The sequence below is a fragment of the Telluria sp. BA11 genome (genome assembly GCF_056680305.1).
On sequence record NZ_CM155275.1, the window covers coordinates 4,852,589 to 4,870,067 of the forward strand.

The following is a 17,479-nucleotide window of genomic DNA, read 5'->3' on the forward strand; positions in this document are numbered from 1 at the left end:
CCGGCGCGATGCAATACGGCTCAGTCGCCGTCACCGCCGCCGTCATCCATGTCGTCTGCGGGCGACTCACGCCGGGTATCCACATGACGACGCGACTGCGGCCCTGGCCCGCGCTGCCGGCCCCGTTTCGCGCCAGTGATATAAAAAAGTATGGATAATGGCAGTGCGCAATAAAACACGAAGGTCATGATGCCGCCCACGACGGTCGGCTCGGTTGCTGCCATGAGCACTACGACATAGATCCAGGCAATGGCAACGATCCACATGCTGTAGTTCCCGGTTGTCGTACTTGGTTGAAGAGACGCAATTCTAACAACGGATGCCCACATGAACATGCCTGATCCACAAGCGCTTGCCGCTGCCTGGTTGTCCCAATGGTCCGATCCTGCCGCCTGGCAGCCCTGGATGACGATGATGTCCACCATGCCAGCCATGCCACCCATGCCAGCAATGCCGGCCCCGGGCGGCGCCAGTCCGCTGGCCGGCTTCCTCAAAGATGCCGGCGCCGGCATCGACACGGCCCGCATGGAAGCGATCCGTGACGATTATCTCAAGAAAGCAACTCAGCTGTGGCAAGACGTCATGCTGGGCAAGACGCCCGAGCTGAGCGACCGGCGCTTCGCGGCAGCAGAATGGCGCGGCAATCCGCTGTCGGCGTTTTCGGCTGCCTCGTACCTGCTGAACGCCGAATGCATGATGGCCATGGCCGATGCGGTCGAAGTTGGGCCGCGCGAGCGCCAGAAGCTGCGCTTCTCGGTCCAGCAGATGATCGACGCGATGTCGCCCGCCAATTTCCTGGCCACCAATCCGGAAGCGCAGCAGCAGATGATCGAGACCCAGGGCGAAAGCCTGACCAAGGGTCTTACCAATATGCTGACCGACATGCAGAAGGGCCGTATTTCGCAATCCGACGAAACAGCCTTCGAAGTCGGCCGCAATGTCGGCAACACGGCCGGCCAGGTCGTGTTCGAAAACGATTTGTTCCAGCTGATCCAGTACACGCCGACCACGGCGAACGTGCACAGCGTGCCGCTGGTCATGATCCCGCCGTGCATCAACAAGTTTTATATCCTCGACCTGCAGCCCGAAAATTCGCTGGTGCGTTACGTGGTGGAGCAGGGCCATACCGTGTTCATGGTCTCCTGGCGCAATCCGGACCGCAGCCAGTCGCACCTTCGCTGGGACGATTACGTCGAAGACGGCGCGATCCGTGCGCTTGATGTCGTTGCCCAGATCACCGGGCAAGAAAAAGCGCACGTGTTCGGCTTCTGCGTCGGCGGCACTATCGCCGCGACGGCGCTGGCCGTGCTGGCCGCACGCGGCCGCCAGCCGGCCGCCAGCCTGTCGCTGCTGACCACGCTGCTGGACTTTTCCGACGCCGGGGTGCTCGAAGTATTCATCGACGAAACCCAGGTGGCGCTGCGCGAGCAGAAGCTCGCGGCCGGCGGGCTGATGCCGGGCCGCGACCTGGCAACGACGTTCTCGTCGCTGCGGCCGAACGACCTGGTCTGGAATTATGTCCAGCAAAACTACCTGAAGGGCAAGGAGCCGCCGGCCTTCGATCTGTTGTACTGGAACGCCGACAGCACCAATCTGCCGGGGCCGATGTTCTGCTGGTACTTGCGTAATATGTATCTGGAGAACAAGCTCAAGCAACCGGGCGCGCTGACGGTGTGTGGCGTGCCGGTCAATCTGGGTGCCATCGATGCACCGGTGTTCGTCTACGGCTCGAAGGAAGACCATATCGTGCCATGGACGGCGGCATTCGCCTCGATGCAGCTGCTCAATCCGGGCAACCCGAAAGCCAACCGCTTCGTGCTGGGTGCGTCGGGCCATATCGCCGGCGTCATCAACCCGGCCTCGAAAAACAAGCGCAGTTACTGGGCCAATGACAAGGGCGGCAAGTCGCGGCCCAAGACGGATGGTGCCTGGTTCGAGAGTGCTGCAGAGCACAAAGGCAGTTGGTGGCCGGAGTGGGCAAAATTTTTGGCGGAGAACGGCGGCGCGCAAGTGCCGGCTCCAGGCACCGCTGGCAGCAGCGACTATCCACCGTCCGAGCCAGCGCCGGGGCGCTATGTACAAGTCAGGGCCGACTAGCAGTCGCTGCGACGTATTGACATAAAAGCCATACTTGTGATGCATCTGGTAATTGCTGCAACCGCCACAATTGCATGGTAAGGTGTCTGTTATCCCCCACGGTCGCTCCGGCCGTGGGTCGGGTGGAGACGGGCCGGCCACGCCGGCCAGAATAATCATAAGTGCGCGGCTCACGAAGCAGCGCCGCAAACCATGGAACCAGAGATGAGCAGTGTGAAGAAGAGTGCAGAACGCCTGATCAAGAAATATCCGAACCGTCGTCTGTACGACACGCAGACCAGTTCCTACATCACGCTGTCGGACGTCAAGCAATTGGTGCTCGACGCCGACGATTTCACGGTGGTCGACGCCAAGAGCAGCGAAGACCTGACCCGCGCGATCTTGCTCCAGATCATTCTTGAAGAAGAAGCGAATGGCGTGCCGATGTTCTCGAGCTCGGTACTCTCGCAAATCATCCGCTACTACGGCCACGCGATGCAGGGCATGATGGGCTCGTACCTGGAAAAGAACGTCCAGGCCTTCACCGACATCCAGCACAAATTCACCAGCAACGCCGCCGGCGCCATCGAGGGCAAGCCATTCAGCCCCGAGATGTGGACCCAGTTCATGAACGTCCAGGGTCCGATGATGCAGGGCATGATGAACAACTACATCGACCAGAGCAAGAACCTGTTCATCCAGATGCAGGAACAGATGCAGAGCCAGAGCAAGGCGATGTTCGGCGTGTTTCCATTCCCGGGCATGACGCCCCCGCCGACCGACAAGAAATAAACCACCCGGTATTGGGGCAGCAGGGCCTCACCTTCGAGGCCCGGTTCAGGTACAATCGCGGATTGCCCAAACACTTTTCCGCTGCCCATGACTGAACTTCGTCGTAGTCCTTCCGCCAACTCTAGCAGCCTGGCTGCCGCAGCCAAGGCGCCTGGCGTCATCATTCCGGCACCGATGCCTGGCGTGATCGCGCCGAAGGTCGGCTTTGTCTCGCTTGGCTGCCCGAAAGCGCTGGTCGATTCCGAGCAGATCCTGACCCAGTTGCGCGCCGAAGGCTATCAAACCGCCAACTCGTACGACGGGGCGGACCTCGTGATCGTCAATACCTGTGGCTTCATCGACGCTGCCGTGCAGGAGTCGCTCGACGCCATCGGCGAAGCGCTGGCCGAAAACGGCAAGGTGATCGTCACCGGCTGCCTGGGCGCCAAGAAGGATGCTGCAGGCGACGACATCATCACCAAGGTGCACCCGAAGGTGCTGGCCGTGACCGGCCCGCATGCGCTGGCCGAGGTGATGGACTCGGTCCACCTGCACCTGCCGAAACCGCACGATCCGTTCATCGACCTGGTGCCGGACCACGGCGTGAAACTCACGCCCAAGCACTACGCCTACCTGAAGATTTCCGAAGGCTGCAACCACCGCTGCAGCTTCTGCATCATCCCGTCGATGCGCGGCGACTTGGTCTCGCGCCGCATCGACGAAGTGCTGGTCGAAGCTGAGAACCTGTTCAAGTCGGGCGTCAAGGAACTGCTCGTGATCTCGCAGGACACCAGTGCCTACGGCGTGGACGTCAAGTTCCGCACCGGCTTCTGGAATGGCCGCCCGATCAAGACGCACATGACGCAGCTGGTCGAAGCGCTGGGCCAGCTCGCGCGCCAGTACGACGCCTGGGTCCGCCTGCACTACGTCTATCCATACCCGCACGTCGACCATGCGATCCCGTTCATGGGCGATGGCCACGTGCTGCCGTACCTCGACATTCCGATGCAGCACGCGCATCCGGATGTCTTGAAGCGCATGAAGCGCCCGGCCAGCGGCGAGCGCAATCTCGAGCGCATCCTGAAATGGCGTTCGATGAACCCGGACCTGACGATCCGCTCGACCTTCATCGCCGGCTTCCCGGGCGAGACCGAGGCCGAGTTCGAGTATCTGCTCGACTTCCTGAAAGAAGCGCAGATCGATCGCCTGGGTTGCTTTGCCTATTCGCCGGTCGAAGGCGCAACCGCCAACCTGCTCGACAATCCGGTGCCGGAAGAAGTGCGTGAAGAGCGCCGCGCGCGCGTCATGCTGCTGCAAGAAGAGATCTCGGCCAAGCGCCTGCAGGCCAAGGTCGGCAAGACACTGCGCGTGCTGATCGACGAAGTCGGCGCCCGCGAAGCGATCGGCCGTTCGAGCGCCGATGCGCCGGAAATCGACGGTGTCGTGCACATCAAGCGGCCACTCGTGCCAGGCAAGAGCAAACTGGTCGTCGGCCAGTTCGCCGATGTCGTCATCACGAAGGCCGATGCGCACGACCTGTGGGCCAATCCCGTCTAATCGGCTGAGCTCATGAGCGCCAAGTCGATCCAGACCACGCTGGTGCATAGCGACTATGTTGCACCGGCGGGGTTCGATGCCTTCCCGCCGGCGACGCACCGCGCGTCGACCGTGCTGTTTGCGAACACGGCGGCGATGCGCGCGAGCCAGTGGACAGACAAGACCGCCTACACCTACGGCTTGCACGGCACGCCCACCACGTTCACGCTGGAAGGCAAGCTGGCCGAGATCGAGGGCGGCAACCATTGCCTGCTCACGCCGTCGGGCCTGGCGGCGATCGCGATGGTCGATTTCGCGCTGCTCAAAAGCGGCGACGATGTGCTGTTGCCCGAGAACGTCTACAACCCGAACCGTGAACTGGGCCGCTGGCTCAGCGCCGATTTCGGCGTCACTGCACGCTACTACGATCCGATGGTCGGCGCCGGCATCGCCGCGCTGATCCAGCCCAACACCAAGCTGCTGTGGGCCGAGGCGCCAGGCTCGGTGTCGATGGAAGTGCCCGATCTGCCGGCGCTGTGCTACGCGGCGCATGCCCGGGGCGTGCTGGTAGCGCTCGACAATACGTGGTCGGCGGGCCTGGCGCTGCGCGGGTTCGATCTTGGCGCCGACATCGTCATGCACGCGCTGACCAAGTACCAGTCGGGCGGCGCCGACCTGTTGATGGGCGCCGTGATCACGCGCGACCGCGCGCTGAACGACCGGCTGGCGCTGGCACACATGCGGCTGGGCCTGGGCGTGAGCCCCGACGATGCGTATCTCGTGCAGCGCGGCTTGCCGACGATGAAGATGCGCTTCGAGCGTCACGACGCCAGTGCGCGCGAACTGGCCACCTGGTTCAAGGGACGGCCCGAGATCGCAAAGGTGCTGCATCCGGCGTTTGAAGACTGCCCGGGCCATGCGTTCTGGCAGCGCGATTTTACCGGGGCAGGTGGCTTGTTCTCGGTGGTGTTCGACGCACGCTTCGACGAGGCGCAGGTCGATCGCATGGTCGATGCGCTGACGCTGTTCGGGATCGGCTATAGCTGGGGCGGTCCCAACAGCCTTGTGATGCCTTATCGGATCAACAGCTTGCGGGATCGGTGGGAGGGCGGGGTACTGGTGCGTTTCAATGTGGGCCTGGAAGACCCGGCCGACCTGATCGCTGATCTGGCACGGGCCTTCAACGCGTTATGACATAAAAATGGGGCCACTGGCCCCATTTTTTTACACCGGCATTGCGCGGTTGTTGTTCAAATCGATGAAGCCGCGGATCAGGCGATAGGCCTTCCAGATCCATGCGACGGGCCACACCACCCACGCGGCAGGAATGCCGATGATGGTGGCGAACAGCACCGCGCCAACCGCCATCCACACCACGTACCACCAGAACGAGCGGATCATCCACGTGTGATGGGTGTAGACCATCGTACCGGCCGTATCGGGGCGCTTGATGTAGTTGACGATCACCGGCACGATCGACAGCATGCCGAGCGAAAAGAAGAACGTCAGCGCATGGATCACATACAGGATGCGCGCCCAGTGCTTGTTGTCTTCGACGCCTCGTTCCAGAATCAGTTCTTGCGACATACCGTCTCCTCTTGCGGGGACATCCCCCTTTGTTGCCATTGTAGCAGCACCATCTGCGGTCGCTGGCGCGCCGCTTTACCCAGTGTGCTGGCGCACCCAGGCGGAGAGGCGCACCGCATCCATCGCGCCGGACTGACGCGCGATTTCGCGGCCGCCCTTGAACAGCGCCAGTGTCGGGATACTGCGGATCGCAAAGCGCGCCGACAGATCCTGCGCGCGCTCGGTGTCCACCTTCAGCAGGCGCACGGCCGGCTCGAGTTGCCCGGCCGCCTGGGCATACGCCGGCGCCATCATCTTGCACGGGCCGCACCATTCGGCCCAGAAGTCCACCAGCACGGGAATATCGTTGCGGCCGATATGACGGTCGAAACGCGCGCTGTCGACGTCCAGCGGACGTCCCGTGAACAGGGGCTGCGCGCATTTGCCGCAGGTTGGCGCGTCCTGCAGGCGCGACTGTGGCATGCGGTTGACGGCGTCGCAGTGTGGGCAAACGATGTGGGTTGGTTCGGTCATGCTTAGCTCCTCCGGTCGATACGATGTTCTTATTGTAAGCGGGGCCTGGTCTGCACGTCGCCTGCATGTCGCCATCGCTTCCATGCGCCGCGCGCTGCTTCGGCTCGCTAGAATGGTTGCAATAATATAAATGAGACGATCGTATGCCTGAGCAGAATATGCCTGGCCGCCTGCTGGTCGGTTGTGCCGGCTGGAGCCTTGGGAGCAAGGACTTCGCCGCGTTTCCGGCAGGGGGAAGCCACCTCGAGCGCTATGCCGCCGTGTTTCCGGCGGTGGAAATCAATTCGTCGTTCTACCGGCCGCACAAACCAGAGACCTATGCGCGCTGGGCCGCCAGCGTACCCGAACACTTTCGCTTTGCGGTCAAGGTGCCGCGTTCGATCACGCATGACGCCAGGTTGCGGGATGTCGATGCGTTGCTTGACCGGTTCCAGGGCGAAGCCGGCATGCTGGGCGACAAGCTGGGCTGCCTGCTGGTCCAGTTGCCGCCACGCTTTGGCTTTGATGACGTGCTGGCGCATGCGTTCTTCGGGCAAGTGCGTGAGCGTTTCGGCTGCAGCATCGCGTTCGAAGCGCGGCACGCGAGCTGGTTTTCGGAGGCCGCCACGGCGACGCTGCGCGAGTGCGGGATAGTGCGCGTCATCGCGGATCCTGCCGCCGGCCAGCCAGGGGAGCACGAGCCGACAAGCGACGCCCACGTCTACGTGCGCCTGCACGGCGCGCCGCGCATCTATTACTCGGCCTATCCGGGCGACGAGATCGCCCGCTGGCGTCACCGCCTTGATCGCGAGGTCGCGGCGGGACGCACGGTGTGGTGTATCTTCGACAATACAGCCGAGGGCGCGGCCGTGCCCAATGCGCTCGAACTGATGGGGCACGAAGTGGGTCCATCGGGCGACCGGGGCGGGGTAGAATCAGCGAATCCGAACGCCACCGCGCCATCCGAGTGAACTCATTCACCGCCGTCCAGTCAGAGCCGGGCCCGACTGCAGGCCCGCAGTCTGCCGCCGCGCCCATGAGGGTCGAGTGCCCGCCGGGCGCCTGCGTCTGCGATCGGGCGCGCGTGCTGGCCGACCCGCAGCTGGATCAGCGGCCATTGATGATCACGCGCCAGCAGGAACTCAAGCTAATCGAGCGGATCGAGCGGATCGATAGTCTCGCCGACCTGCAGCACGTGCAGGGGCTGATTCACAAGAACATCGGCGCAACGCTGCACATCGCACCGGGGCCGAATGAAGTGCGCAGCGTGCGCGGCATCGTGATCGTGCTCGAAGACCGCCCCGGTCTGTGCAAGAAGGTGCGGCAATCCGTGCCGGCAGCAGTGCGGAGGTGCTTGACCATGCGGCCCGAGATCGCCTGGGCCATCCTTGATGCGCACGATCTGTTTGGCAGTTAATCGCCGATCGCGGCGAGACAGTACGAAAGAGAGATGACATGTTCGACGAATGCACATGGCTTCACACGCCACCCGAATGCCAGATCGACCAGGACACGTTAAAGGTCATCACCAGCGAGAACACGGACTTCTAGCGCATCACCCAATACGATTTCATCCATGATAACGGCCACTTCTTTGGCAGGCCCGTCGATCATGCGTTCACTGCCCAACTGCATGTGCGCGCAGACTTTCAGGCCTTGTACGACCAGGCCGGCTTGATGGTGAGAATCGACGAGACCCGCTGGATCAAGATCGGTGTGGAGTACTCGGACGATCAGCTGATGCTCAGCACCGTGCTGACCGATGAAAAGTCGGACTGGGCGGTGATGCCTGCACCTCCCATCAACGACGGCTTCTGGATCCGCGTGACCGTCGGCTCTGGCACTGTCAGGGCGCAGTTTTCGGTGGACGGCGTCGTTTGGCCGATGCTACGCCTGGCACCGTTTCCCGTGGCGGATCGTTATTTCGTCGGCCCCATGTGCTGCACGCCACAACGAGGTGGGCTCGAGGTATTGTTCAGCAAGTTCTCGGTACAACCGGCACTGCAGAAAGATTTGCACGATTTGTCCTAAGCGCAACGCGGTGACACAGCCGGGGTCACAGCCGGGGTCAGGTCTGACATTCGGACACGACCTCAGCCTTAGGCACAGCCGGGGTCACAGGCACAGCCGGGGTCAGGTCTGACATTCGGACACGACCTCAGCCTTAGGCTAATCCAACGGCGTCTTGACAAGAATCAGCATAGCCCGTTGCCAGCTGGTTCCGCTTACCCCATTGTCGAGATCGTGTCCGAATGTCAGACCTGACCCCCGCTTTTTTGCACACGCCACAACGAGGTGGGCTCGAGGTATTGTTCAGCAAGTTCTCGGTACAACCGGCACTGCAGAAAGATTTGCACGATTTGTCCTAAGCGCAACGCGGTGGCACAGCCGGGGTCAGGTCTGACATTCGGACACGACCTCAGCCATAGGCACAGCCGGGGTCGCAGGCACAGCCGGGGTTACAGCCGGGGTCAGGTCTGACATTCGGACACGACCTCAGCCTTAGGCTAATCCAACGGCGTCTTGACAAGAATTAGCATAGCCCGTTGCCAGCTGGTTCCACTTACCCCATTGTCGAGATCGTGTCCGAATGTCAGACCTGACCCCCGCTTTTTTGCAGTGTCCGAATGTCAGACCTGACCCCGGCTTTTTTGCATGAAAAAAACCGGCATCGGCCGGCTTTGTTGGGGATTACCTGCGGTACGGGAAATGCGACCCGATATGTCCGCCCCAGCCACGGCCGCGATGACCGCGCCAGCTGCTGCGGCCGAAATCGAAACCCAGCCCGATCGAAATCGGCGGATACCAGTAGTTCGGCTGCTCGACATACACCGGCTGCGGCACGTAGACCGGCTGCTGTTGGATATACACGGGTTGCTGCTGAACATACACCGGCTGCTGCGGCGTGTAGTAAGGCGTCGAGTAGCTGGTCGCAGGCACTGGCGTCGAGGTGACGGTGGTGCCACCCGACGATGCCACGCGCGCCCCGGTACCGACCGGCACGGGCGTCACGGACACGACGCGCCACTGGCTCGGATCTGCCGGTTGGGCATAGCCTTGATTGCTGTAGTAGGGACCTGGCGCGGCGCAACCGGCCAGCGCGCCCAGAGACACGATAATGATGGCAAGATTTTTCATGGCGCTCCTCCTGATCAAGCCATCATACGAGCTTGCGGACAAGGCGGCGCACGGTTTTACACGCTGTTACAGCGCGCAAAATTACCGGTACACATGCCTAACTGCGCATCAGGCCAGAATCGTCAGCAACCCGTCCAGGCCGGAAAAGTTCAGTGCTACATCGGCCTGCGCGCGCACGACCGGCTTGGCGCGAAACGCCACTGACAGCCCGGCAATGCCCATCATGCTGAGGTCGTTGGCACCGTCTCCCATCACGACCGCCTGCGACGGCGAGATACCCAGTTCAGCGCACACACGCTCGACGGTGCGTTTCTTTTCTTCCGCATCGACGATCCCGCCAACAACGCGCCCGGTCAGCTTGCCATCCGCAATCTCGAGCACGTTCGCGTGGGTGTAGTCGAGAGCGAGGCGCGCGCCGAGACGCTCGGTAAAGAACGTGAACCCACCCGACACCAGCAGCGTCTTGATACCGGCCGCCTGCACGGCCTTGAGCATCGCCTCGCCACCTGGCGAAATGCGCAGGCGCTCGTCATATACCCGCTGCAGCGCGCCAGCGTCCAGGCCTGCCAGCAAGGCGACGCGGCGCCTGAGGCTTTCCGAGAAATCGAGCTCGCCGCGCATCGCCGCCTCGGTGATTTCGGACACTTGCGGCTTGAGGCCCTGCATGTCGGCGATTTCGTCGATGCACTCGATCGTGATCAGCGTCGAATCCATGTCCATCGCGACCAGACGCACATCGGCCAGCGAACGGCCGGGGGCGATGAAGGTGGCGTCCACGCCTGCCTCGAGCGCAGCGGCATCAATGCGCTCTTTCAGGTCAGCGCTGAACACCACGCCTTCACAGCGCAACGCATGTGCGCCCAGGTCCGTGGTGCGCTGCGGACTGGCCAGTTGCGCCAGTCGCACCAGTGTGGCGGGATCGGCCTGAGGGCCTTGCAGCACCAGATTCATCGTCGTGTTCATGCGAGTAGTTGTTTGATGGTCTGTTTGATCTGGTTCACGCGCGCCGACAGGTCGGGCATGCTGGCCGTGATGCGCAGCTTGTCCTGGCCGGCCAGCTTGACGTGGCGGTTCTTCTGGATCAGCGTGATGATCCTGATCGGATCGATCGGCGGCTTTTCCATGAACTGCAGGCTGGCCGCTTCGCCATGGGCGTCGATCTTGACGATGCCCACGGCCTTGGCGGCGATGCGCAGCCGGTGCGTCTCGACCAGCGCCTTCACGGGCTCGGGCAGCTTGCCGAAGCGGTCGATCAGCTCCTCCTGCATGCTGTCGATACGGTCCGCGCTTTCGCAATTGGCCAGGCGCTTGTAGATCGACAGGCGCTCGTGCACGTCGCCGCAGTAGTCGGCTGGGAGCAGGGCGGGCACGTGCAGATTGATCTCGGTGGTCGACGACAGCGGCGCGGCCAGGTCAGGTTCCTTGCCGGCCTTGAGCGAGCGCACCGCCTCGTTGAGCATGTCCGAATACAGCTGGAAGCCGATCTCCAGCATCTCGCCGGACTGGTTCTCGCCGAGAACCTCGCCCGCGCCCCGGATTTCCAGGTCATGCATCGCCAGGTAGAAGCCACTGCCCAGCTCTTCCATCTGCTGGATGGCGTCCAGGCGGCGCTGCGATTGCTTGGTCAGGTTCTGCACGTCGCTTACCAGCAGGTAGGCATACGCCTGGTGGTGCGAGCGGCCCACGCGCCCGCGCAGCTGGTGCAGCTGCGCCAGGCCGAACTTGTCGGCGCGGTGCATGATGATCGTGTTCGCGGTCGGCACGTCGATGCCGGTCTCGATGATGGTCGTGCACAGCAGGATGTTGAAGCGCTGCGCCACGAAGTCGCGCATGACTTTTTCCAGGTCGCGCTCGTGCATCTGGCCGTGGGCCACACCGATGCGGGCCTCGGGCAGCAGCTCCTGCAGCATCGCGCGGCGGTTCTCGATGGTGTCGACTTCGTTGTGCAGGAAGTAGATCTGGCCGCCGCGCTTGAGTTCGCGCAGGCAGGCCTCGCGGATGATCGAGCCGTCTTCGCTCCGTACGAAGGTTTTGATCGCCAGTCGCTTTTGCGGCGCGGTGGCGATGATCGAAAAGTCGCGCAAGCCTTCCAGCGCCATCCCCAGCGTGCGCGGGATCGGGGTGGCGGTCAGCGTCAGCACATCGACTTCGGCGCGCAGCGATTTCAGCGCTTCCTTCTGGCGCACGCCGAAGCGGTGTTCTTCGTCGATGATGACCAGGCCCAGGCGCGTGAACTTCACGTCGGGCGAGAGCAGTTTGTGGGTGCCGATCACGATGTCGAGCGTGCCGTCGGCCATGCCCTTGATCGCGTTGTTGATCTCCTTGCCGGTCCGGAAGCGCGACAGCTCGGCGATCTTCACGGGCCAGTCGGCAAAGCGGTCGGCGAAGGTCTGGGCATGCTGCTCGGCCAGCAGCGTCGTCGGCGCCAGGATCGCGACCTGCTTGCCACCCATGACGGCGATGAAGGCCGCCCGCAATGCGACCTCGGTCTTGCCGAAGCCGACGTCGCCGCACACCAGGCGGTCCATCGGGCGGCCCGACGTCATGTCCTTGATGACGTTGTGGATCGCCTCGGCCTGGTCGGGCGTCTCTTCGAACCCGAAGCTATGCGAGAAGTTTTCGTAGTCGACATTCGAATATTCGAACGCGTGGCCCTGGCGCAGCGCGCGCCGCGCGTACAGGTTCAGGAGTTCGGCAGCCGTATCGCGCACCTGCTCGGCGGCCTTGCGCTTGGCCTTTTCCCACTGGCCCGATCCGAGCGAATGCAGCGGCGCGTCTTCGGCGGCCGTGCCCGAGTAGCGCGCAATCACGTGCAGCTGCGACACCGGCACGTACAGCTTCGTGTCTTTCGCGTATTCCAGGTGCAGGAACTCGGTCTCGCCCTCGCCCAGGTCCATGCTGGTCAGGCCCATGTAGCGCCCGATGCCGTGGTTGATGTGCACGACCGGGTCACCGATCTTGAGCTCGGACAGGTCGCGCACCATCGACTCGACCTGACTCGTCGCTTCCTGCTTCTTCTTGCCGGCGCGCCGGCCCGAACCGGCATACAGCTCGGTCTCGGTAATGAAGACCAGGTGGCCGGCGCCCGCATCGAGCAGCTCGAAGCCGGCCTGCAACGGGGCCACGCCCAGCGCCAGGCGGGCATCGCTCGCGCGGAAGCCCTCGAAGCCTTCGACCGGCGTCAGATCGAGTCGGTATTCACTGAAGTACTGCTGCAGCGTCTCGCGCCGGCCAGCCGAATCGGCGCAGATCATCACGCGCGTGTCGCTGCGCTCCAGGTAGGTGCGCAGGCTGGCGAGCGGATCATCGAGGCGGCGATTGACGGCGACGTCGGGAATTGGCGCCGACAGTTCGGAGGCCGGTGCGAGCGGGTCGCGCGCGATATTCCAGCGGCCATGCGTCTTGATGCAGGTGAAGAACTGCTCGGCGCTCAGGAACAGTTCGGTCGGCTCGAGGATCGGGCGCTCACGGTCGCTTTTCAGGAAGCGGTAGCGCGACTCGGTGTCCATCCAGAAGCGATTGATCGCGCCCTCGATATCGCCGACCAGTGCCAGCGACGCGCCGTCGGGCAGGTAGTCCAGCAGCGTCGAGGTCGAGTCGAAGAACAGCGGCAGGTAGTACTCGATACCGGCCGCGGCGATGCCGTTGCCGATGTCCCGGTAAATCGGCGAGCGTGACGGATCGCCCTCGAAGCGTTCGCGCCAGCGGCCACGAAAACCGGTTCTCGCCGCTTCGTCCATCGGGAATTCGCGGCCCGGCAGCAGGCGCACTTCGCGCACCGGGTACAGCGAGCGCTGGGTGTCGGCATCAAACGTGCGGATCGATTCGATCTCGTCGCCAAACAGGTCAAGGCGGTAGGGCAAAGCCGAGCCCATCGGGAACAGGTCGATCAGGCCGCCGCGCACCGAGTACTCGCCCGGCGACATCACCTGCGACACGTTCGTGTAGCCGGCCAGTGTGAGCTGCGCCTTCAGGCGCACTTCGTCGAGGCGTTCGCCCTGGCGGAAGAAGAAGGTGTAGGCCGCCAGGAACGACGGCGGCGCCAGGCGCACCAGCGCCGTGGTCGCCGGCACCATCAGCACATCGCACTGGCCGTTACGGATCTCGTGCAGCGTGGCCAGGCGTTCAGACACCAGGTCCTGGTGCGGCGAGAACGCATCGTACGGCAGCGTTTCCCAGTCCGGCAGCAGGTGGCAGGCCAGCTTGCCATCGGCGAACCACGGGATTTCATCGAGCAGCCGCTGGCCATCGCTGGCATTGGCCACGACGACGGTGAGCATCTGGCCCTGGGCCTTGAGAGCAAGCGCGGCAACCGCCAGCGCGTAGGCGTCGGACGAACCATGAAGGAGCGGCAGGACGAAACGATGGCCTGCTTTGGGGAGGTGTTTCTCGAGGTCGAAAGGCATGCCGCGTGCTTGAGATATCCGTGAAAAATGCGCTGGAAAGTGGTGGCCAATTATAGTCGAACGCGTGCCCGCCCGCCGCGCTGCGTGGAGAGCGGCGGCTTGTTCTGAAACTGAATCACGGGCATGATTGCGCTAACATAAAAACAATGGAGATACGATGCGCCCTGCCTACACGGCCTTGCCACTGCTTGTTTCATACCTGCTGAGCGGAGCAGCCAGCGCGGCGCCGCCAGCGCCGGTGGTCCTGTTCGACAATACGCCGCGACCCGGCGTCGAGATCCTTGCGCTGGCGCCCGATACGACGCACCTGCTGAATGGCGAGAAAGTCACTGCTGACGCCGCGCTGCGCACGACCTTCCCGGATAGCTCCATCGAACTCGCGCGTAGCAAGCGGCCCGACGGCGGCGCCGCGCTCACGCTGCAATGGCGCCAGATATGGAAAAGCGGCGTGGCGCTGCAGACGGCGCCGCAGGACCTGCGGCCATTCCTCGCGCGCGGCACGCTGGCGTTCGACCTGAAGGTCGATGCGCTCGACGCGGGTGGCCTCATGGTCAAGGTCGGATGCGGTCCGTCGTGCGAACGCCAGGTGCCGTTCGTGCTGCCGGGGCGCGCCGCGCAGGGCAAGGGCTGGCAGCGCGTCGTGCTGGCGCTGTCGTGCTTCGCACGCGATGGCGACGATTTCTCGCAGGTCGCCAGGCCATTCACGCTGGAAGGTACCGGCAGCGGCCAGGTCAGCATCGCCAACGTGGCCATCGCACCGGGCGGCACGCCGAACACGGCGTGCGCGGACTGGCGCACCGTGGCCGTCACGCCCGCCAAGCTCGACGAAGCGTGGTCGATCGACTGGTGGTTGCCCCGCCATCGCCAGAAACTGGGCGAGGCGCAGCAGATGGTGCGCAAAGCCCGCAGCCCGCAACTGGTCTTCATCGGCGACTCGATCACGCAGGGCTGGGAAAAGGAAGGGGCGCCCGTCTGGCAGACGCACTATGCGAAGTTTGATGCGCTGGACCTCGGCTTTGGGGGCGACCGCACCGAAAACGTGTTGTGGCGATTGCAGAATGGCGCCGTCGACGGTCTCGATCCGAAAGTGGCGGTGCTGATGATCGGCACCAACAACACCGGCTTGCGCGGAGATTTCCCGGCCAGTACCGTGGCCGGCATCCGCCGCAATCTCGACGAAATCAAGCAACGCCTGCCCCGCACGCGCATCCTGCTGATGGCGATCTTCCCGCGCGACGCCACGCCCGAGAGCCCGCTCCGGCGCATCAACGAGGCGATCAATGCCCAATTGCCGGCACTGGCCGATGGCAACCGCGTCGTGTTCCTGGACGTGAACGGCGCGTTCCTCACGCCCGATGGCACGTTGAGCAAAACGATCATGCCCGACCTGCTGCACCCGAACGAAGCGGGCTACGCGATCTGGGCGAAGGCGATGCAGCCTGAACTCGACCGCCTGATGGCGCTGCCGCGGCTCTAGGGAATTGTGTCCGTGCGTTCGACGATGCGCCGGTTCGCGACGCCAAACGGCACGTGCACCATCGGGATGGTGCCGCCCGGGCCGGACTTCAGATGCGTGAGCTGGTCATCAAAAAAGATGTGCGGCTTGAACACCGACAGCACGCGCGCCTTGTCCATCCCGCCCAGGAAAAAGGTCTCGTCAGCCGAGACGCCCCAGCTGCCCAGCGTCGTCACGACGCGTTCGTGCGCCGGCGCGCTGCGCGCCGTGATGATCGCGATCCGCACGATCCGGCGGTAGTCCGGGTCGGCCTGCTGGGCGTCATGTTCCAGCTGCTGCAGCATGGCCAGCTTGCGAAACATCCCGGCCAGTGGGCCAGGCTGGTGCGGACGCGCCATGTGCAGGGTTTCGTGGGCGTGGAATTCGCCCAGGTCGTTGTTGCGCTTGTAGACCGTTTCGGATTCATCGTCGGCGATGACGCCGTCGAAGTCGAATGCCACCCGCAGCTCGATGTCGTCCTCCTCGTCGGCGATCGCCGACGGCAGCACGAGACCGGCCGGGTAATCGACCGCGATGGCGCTCTTGACGTCCTGTTCGTTCGCGGACAGGAACAGGGCGGTGTTGAATGCCGGCAGATACGGGTAGGGCGATTTGCCGCTCATGAACACGGCGCGCGAGATGTCCAGGCCGTAGTGGGCGATCGAACGCATCACACGCAGGCCCGTCTCGGGCGAATTGCGCGAGAACAGCACCACTTCAACGGGCGCCTGTTGCGGGAAGCACCGATTGAGGCTCAGGAAACGCCGGATGAACGGGAACGCGACGCCGCGTGCCAGGATCACGTCGCGCTGGCGCGCCTGGTGGCTGCGGTAGGCTTCCGGACCCTCGTCCAGATACACCTGGTGCGAGTCAGACAGGTCGAACAGCGCGCTGGAAGCGACGCCGATCACGAGTTTTTCTTCGATGGGAAAGGGCATTCAGGCGTCCTGCCGGTCGGCGTTGTCGGTGTCGTTGAAGGTATCGTAGACCTGGCGCAGGCCGGCGGGCAAGGCGGCCACGGCGGCCACGAATGCCGGCTGGCCGCCCCCGGCCAGCATGTGCAGCTTGGCCAAACGGTCGGCCTCGCCAAGCGCAGCGGGCAGACTGGTGGACATGGTGGCGGGGTCGCCCAGATGCGCGATGGCGTGGCCGATGGCCGCTGGCAGCTCCCACTGGCCGGCAATCCCGGCAGAGATCAGGCGCGCGGCGTGCACCAGGCGCAGGCCGAAGGCATCGCTGTCGGGCAGCCCGCCGGTGGGCAGCAGCCCATCGATCACACGCAGCGCCACGACCAGGCCGACATTGTGCATCAGCCCCGCCAGATACGCTTCGAACGGATCAGCGCCATGGTTTGGCGCCAGCAGGCTGGCCGCCTGCGCGCACTTCTCGGACTGATTCCACAATTGCGGCGCGACGAGGCGCGCCAGGCGGCTGGTCTGCAGGCTGATAATCCGGCGAAACGCCACGCGCGCCAGCAGCATGCGCAAGCCGTTCTGGCCAAGCAGCAGCAGGGCCCCTTCCAGGTTGCGCACGGGCGAACTTGGCTGGTAGTACGGGCTGTTGACTTCGCGGAGGACTTCAGCGACCAGTACGGCATCTTGCGCCACCTGGCGCGCAAGGTCGGCCGATGAAGCGGCGTCGCTGCGCAGGCTGCGCAGCACTTGCGGGATCACGGCCGGCACGCGCGGCACGAGGGTGCTTGCCGTGTGCGGATCGCGCACGAGGCGCGCCAGTTCATCAAGCACCAGGGTTTCGTCGCCCGCTGCGCCCGTCACATGCGGACCGGCCAGCCAGTGGAAAAATGCGAGATCCAGATCGAGCGCAGGCGAATCGTCGACGATCGGCGTGGTCACTGTATCGGACAGCGGCAAGGTAGACGGGGAGGGAGGTTGGTCGACAGGCCCTGCGGGCGCGGCACCAAACAGGCGTGCGAGCCAGCGCTTCATGGGGAGGATATTACAAGAGGTAGGGGCATGGA

General features: G+C 63.8%; 16 protein-coding genes. 8 read left to right on the forward strand and 8 right to left on the reverse strand.

Annotated features, from left to right (window positions below; translation table 11 throughout):
- Window positions 1-20: 20 nt before the first annotated feature.
- The gene (locus AC1MGT_RS21515; RefSeq protein WP_499502013.1) at window positions 21-266 is read right to left on the reverse strand and encodes a hypothetical protein; all 246 of its coding nucleotides are present in this window, start codon (window positions 264-266) and stop codon (window positions 21-23) included.
- A 61-nt stretch (window positions 267-327) separates the two neighbouring features.
- Between AC1MGT_RS21515 and phaC the strand changes: the two genes are divergently transcribed.
- The 4 genes from phaC (at window position 328) to AC1MGT_RS21535 (ending at window position 5,577) form a co-directional block, all read left to right on the forward strand.
- On the forward strand, window positions 328-2,097 hold the full coding sequence (gene phaC, locus AC1MGT_RS21520) for a class I poly(R)-hydroxyalkanoic acid synthase (RefSeq protein ID WP_499502014.1): 1,770 nt from the start codon (window positions 328-330) through the stop codon (window positions 2,095-2,097).
- 204 nt (window positions 2,098-2,301) lie between these two features.
- The gene (phaR, locus tag AC1MGT_RS21525; protein ID WP_183551781.1) at window positions 2,302-2,868 is read left to right on the forward strand and encodes a polyhydroxyalkanoate synthesis repressor PhaR; all 567 of its coding nucleotides are present in this window, start codon (window positions 2,302-2,304) and stop codon (window positions 2,866-2,868) included.
- Window positions 2,869-3,042: 174 nt separating this feature from the next.
- Entirely contained in the window at window positions 3,043-4,404 is a 1,362-nt protein-coding gene (rimO, locus tag AC1MGT_RS21530) for a 30S ribosomal protein S12 methylthiotransferase RimO (protein ID WP_258837865.1), read from the forward strand.
- A gap of 12 nt (window positions 4,405-4,416) precedes the next feature.
- Window positions 4,417-5,577, forward strand: coding sequence for a cystathionine beta-lyase (locus tag AC1MGT_RS21535; protein ID WP_499502015.1), 1,161 nt, complete (start codon window positions 4,417-4,419; stop codon window positions 5,575-5,577).
- Between the two features lie 30 nt (window positions 5,578-5,607).
- On the opposite strand, the gene AC1MGT_RS21540 is transcribed toward AC1MGT_RS21535, so the two are convergent.
- Window positions 5,608-5,970: a DUF4870 family protein gene (locus AC1MGT_RS21540; RefSeq protein ID WP_499453473.1), complete on the reverse strand. Its 363-nt coding sequence runs from the start codon at window positions 5,968-5,970 to the stop codon at window positions 5,608-5,610.
- A gap of 75 nt (window positions 5,971-6,045) precedes the next feature.
- Window positions 6,046-6,483, reverse strand: a complete 438-nt coding sequence (gene trxC / locus AC1MGT_RS21545; protein WP_499502016.1) for a thioredoxin TrxC — start codon at window positions 6,481-6,483, stop codon at window positions 6,046-6,048.
- Between the two features lie 143 nt (window positions 6,484-6,626).
- Between trxC and AC1MGT_RS21550 the strand changes: the two genes are divergently transcribed.
- From AC1MGT_RS21550 to AC1MGT_RS21560, 3 genes are all read left to right on the forward strand, one after another.
- Window positions 6,627-7,433 (forward strand): DUF72 domain-containing protein, encoded by an 807-nt coding sequence (locus tag AC1MGT_RS21550; RefSeq protein ID WP_499502017.1) that lies wholly within the window; start codon window positions 6,627-6,629, stop codon window positions 7,431-7,433.
- A gap of 65 nt (window positions 7,434-7,498) precedes the next feature.
- The gene (locus AC1MGT_RS21555) at window positions 7,499-7,879 is read left to right on the forward strand and encodes a hypothetical protein (protein ID WP_499504344.1); all 381 of its coding nucleotides are present in this window, start codon (window positions 7,499-7,501) and stop codon (window positions 7,877-7,879) included.
- Window positions 7,880-8,016: 137 nt separating this feature from the next.
- Entirely contained in the window at window positions 8,017-8,493 is a 477-nt protein-coding gene (locus AC1MGT_RS21560) for a DUF1349 domain-containing protein (protein WP_499504345.1), read from the forward strand.
- A 660-nt stretch (window positions 8,494-9,153) separates the two neighbouring features.
- Here AC1MGT_RS21560 and AC1MGT_RS21565 read toward each other — a convergent pair.
- The 3 genes from AC1MGT_RS21565 to mfd form a co-directional block, all read right to left on the reverse strand.
- A complete protein-coding gene (locus AC1MGT_RS21565; protein ID WP_499502018.1) occupies window positions 9,154-9,600 on the reverse strand; it encodes a hypothetical protein in 447 nt (148 codons plus the stop codon).
- A 108-nt stretch (window positions 9,601-9,708) separates the two neighbouring features.
- A complete protein-coding gene (serB, locus tag AC1MGT_RS21570; RefSeq protein WP_499504346.1) occupies window positions 9,709-10,551 on the reverse strand; it encodes a phosphoserine phosphatase SerB in 843 nt (280 codons plus the stop codon).
- Window positions 10,552-10,559: 8 nt separating this feature from the next.
- Complete coding sequence (mfd, locus tag AC1MGT_RS21575; protein ID WP_499502019.1) at window positions 10,560-14,006, reverse strand: transcription-repair coupling factor; 3,447 nt, start codon at window positions 14,004-14,006, stop codon at window positions 10,560-10,562.
- A 157-nt stretch (window positions 14,007-14,163) separates the two neighbouring features.
- On the opposite strand from mfd, the gene AC1MGT_RS21580 reads away from it, so the two are divergent.
- Window positions 14,164-15,483, forward strand: coding sequence for a GDSL-type esterase/lipase family protein (locus tag AC1MGT_RS21580; RefSeq protein WP_499502020.1), 1,320 nt, complete (start codon window positions 14,164-14,166; stop codon window positions 15,481-15,483).
- Here AC1MGT_RS21580 and AC1MGT_RS21585 read toward each other — a convergent pair.
- The gene (locus AC1MGT_RS21585; RefSeq protein WP_499502021.1) at window positions 15,480-16,439 is read right to left on the reverse strand and encodes a 5'-nucleotidase; all 960 of its coding nucleotides are present in this window, start codon (window positions 16,437-16,439) and stop codon (window positions 15,480-15,482) included. The genes AC1MGT_RS21580 and AC1MGT_RS21585 overlap by 4 nt on opposite strands.
- Complete coding sequence (locus AC1MGT_RS21590; protein ID WP_499502022.1) at window positions 16,440-17,447, reverse strand: HDOD domain-containing protein; 1,008 nt, start codon at window positions 17,445-17,447, stop codon at window positions 16,440-16,442.
- Window positions 17,448-17,479 lie beyond the last annotated feature (32 nt).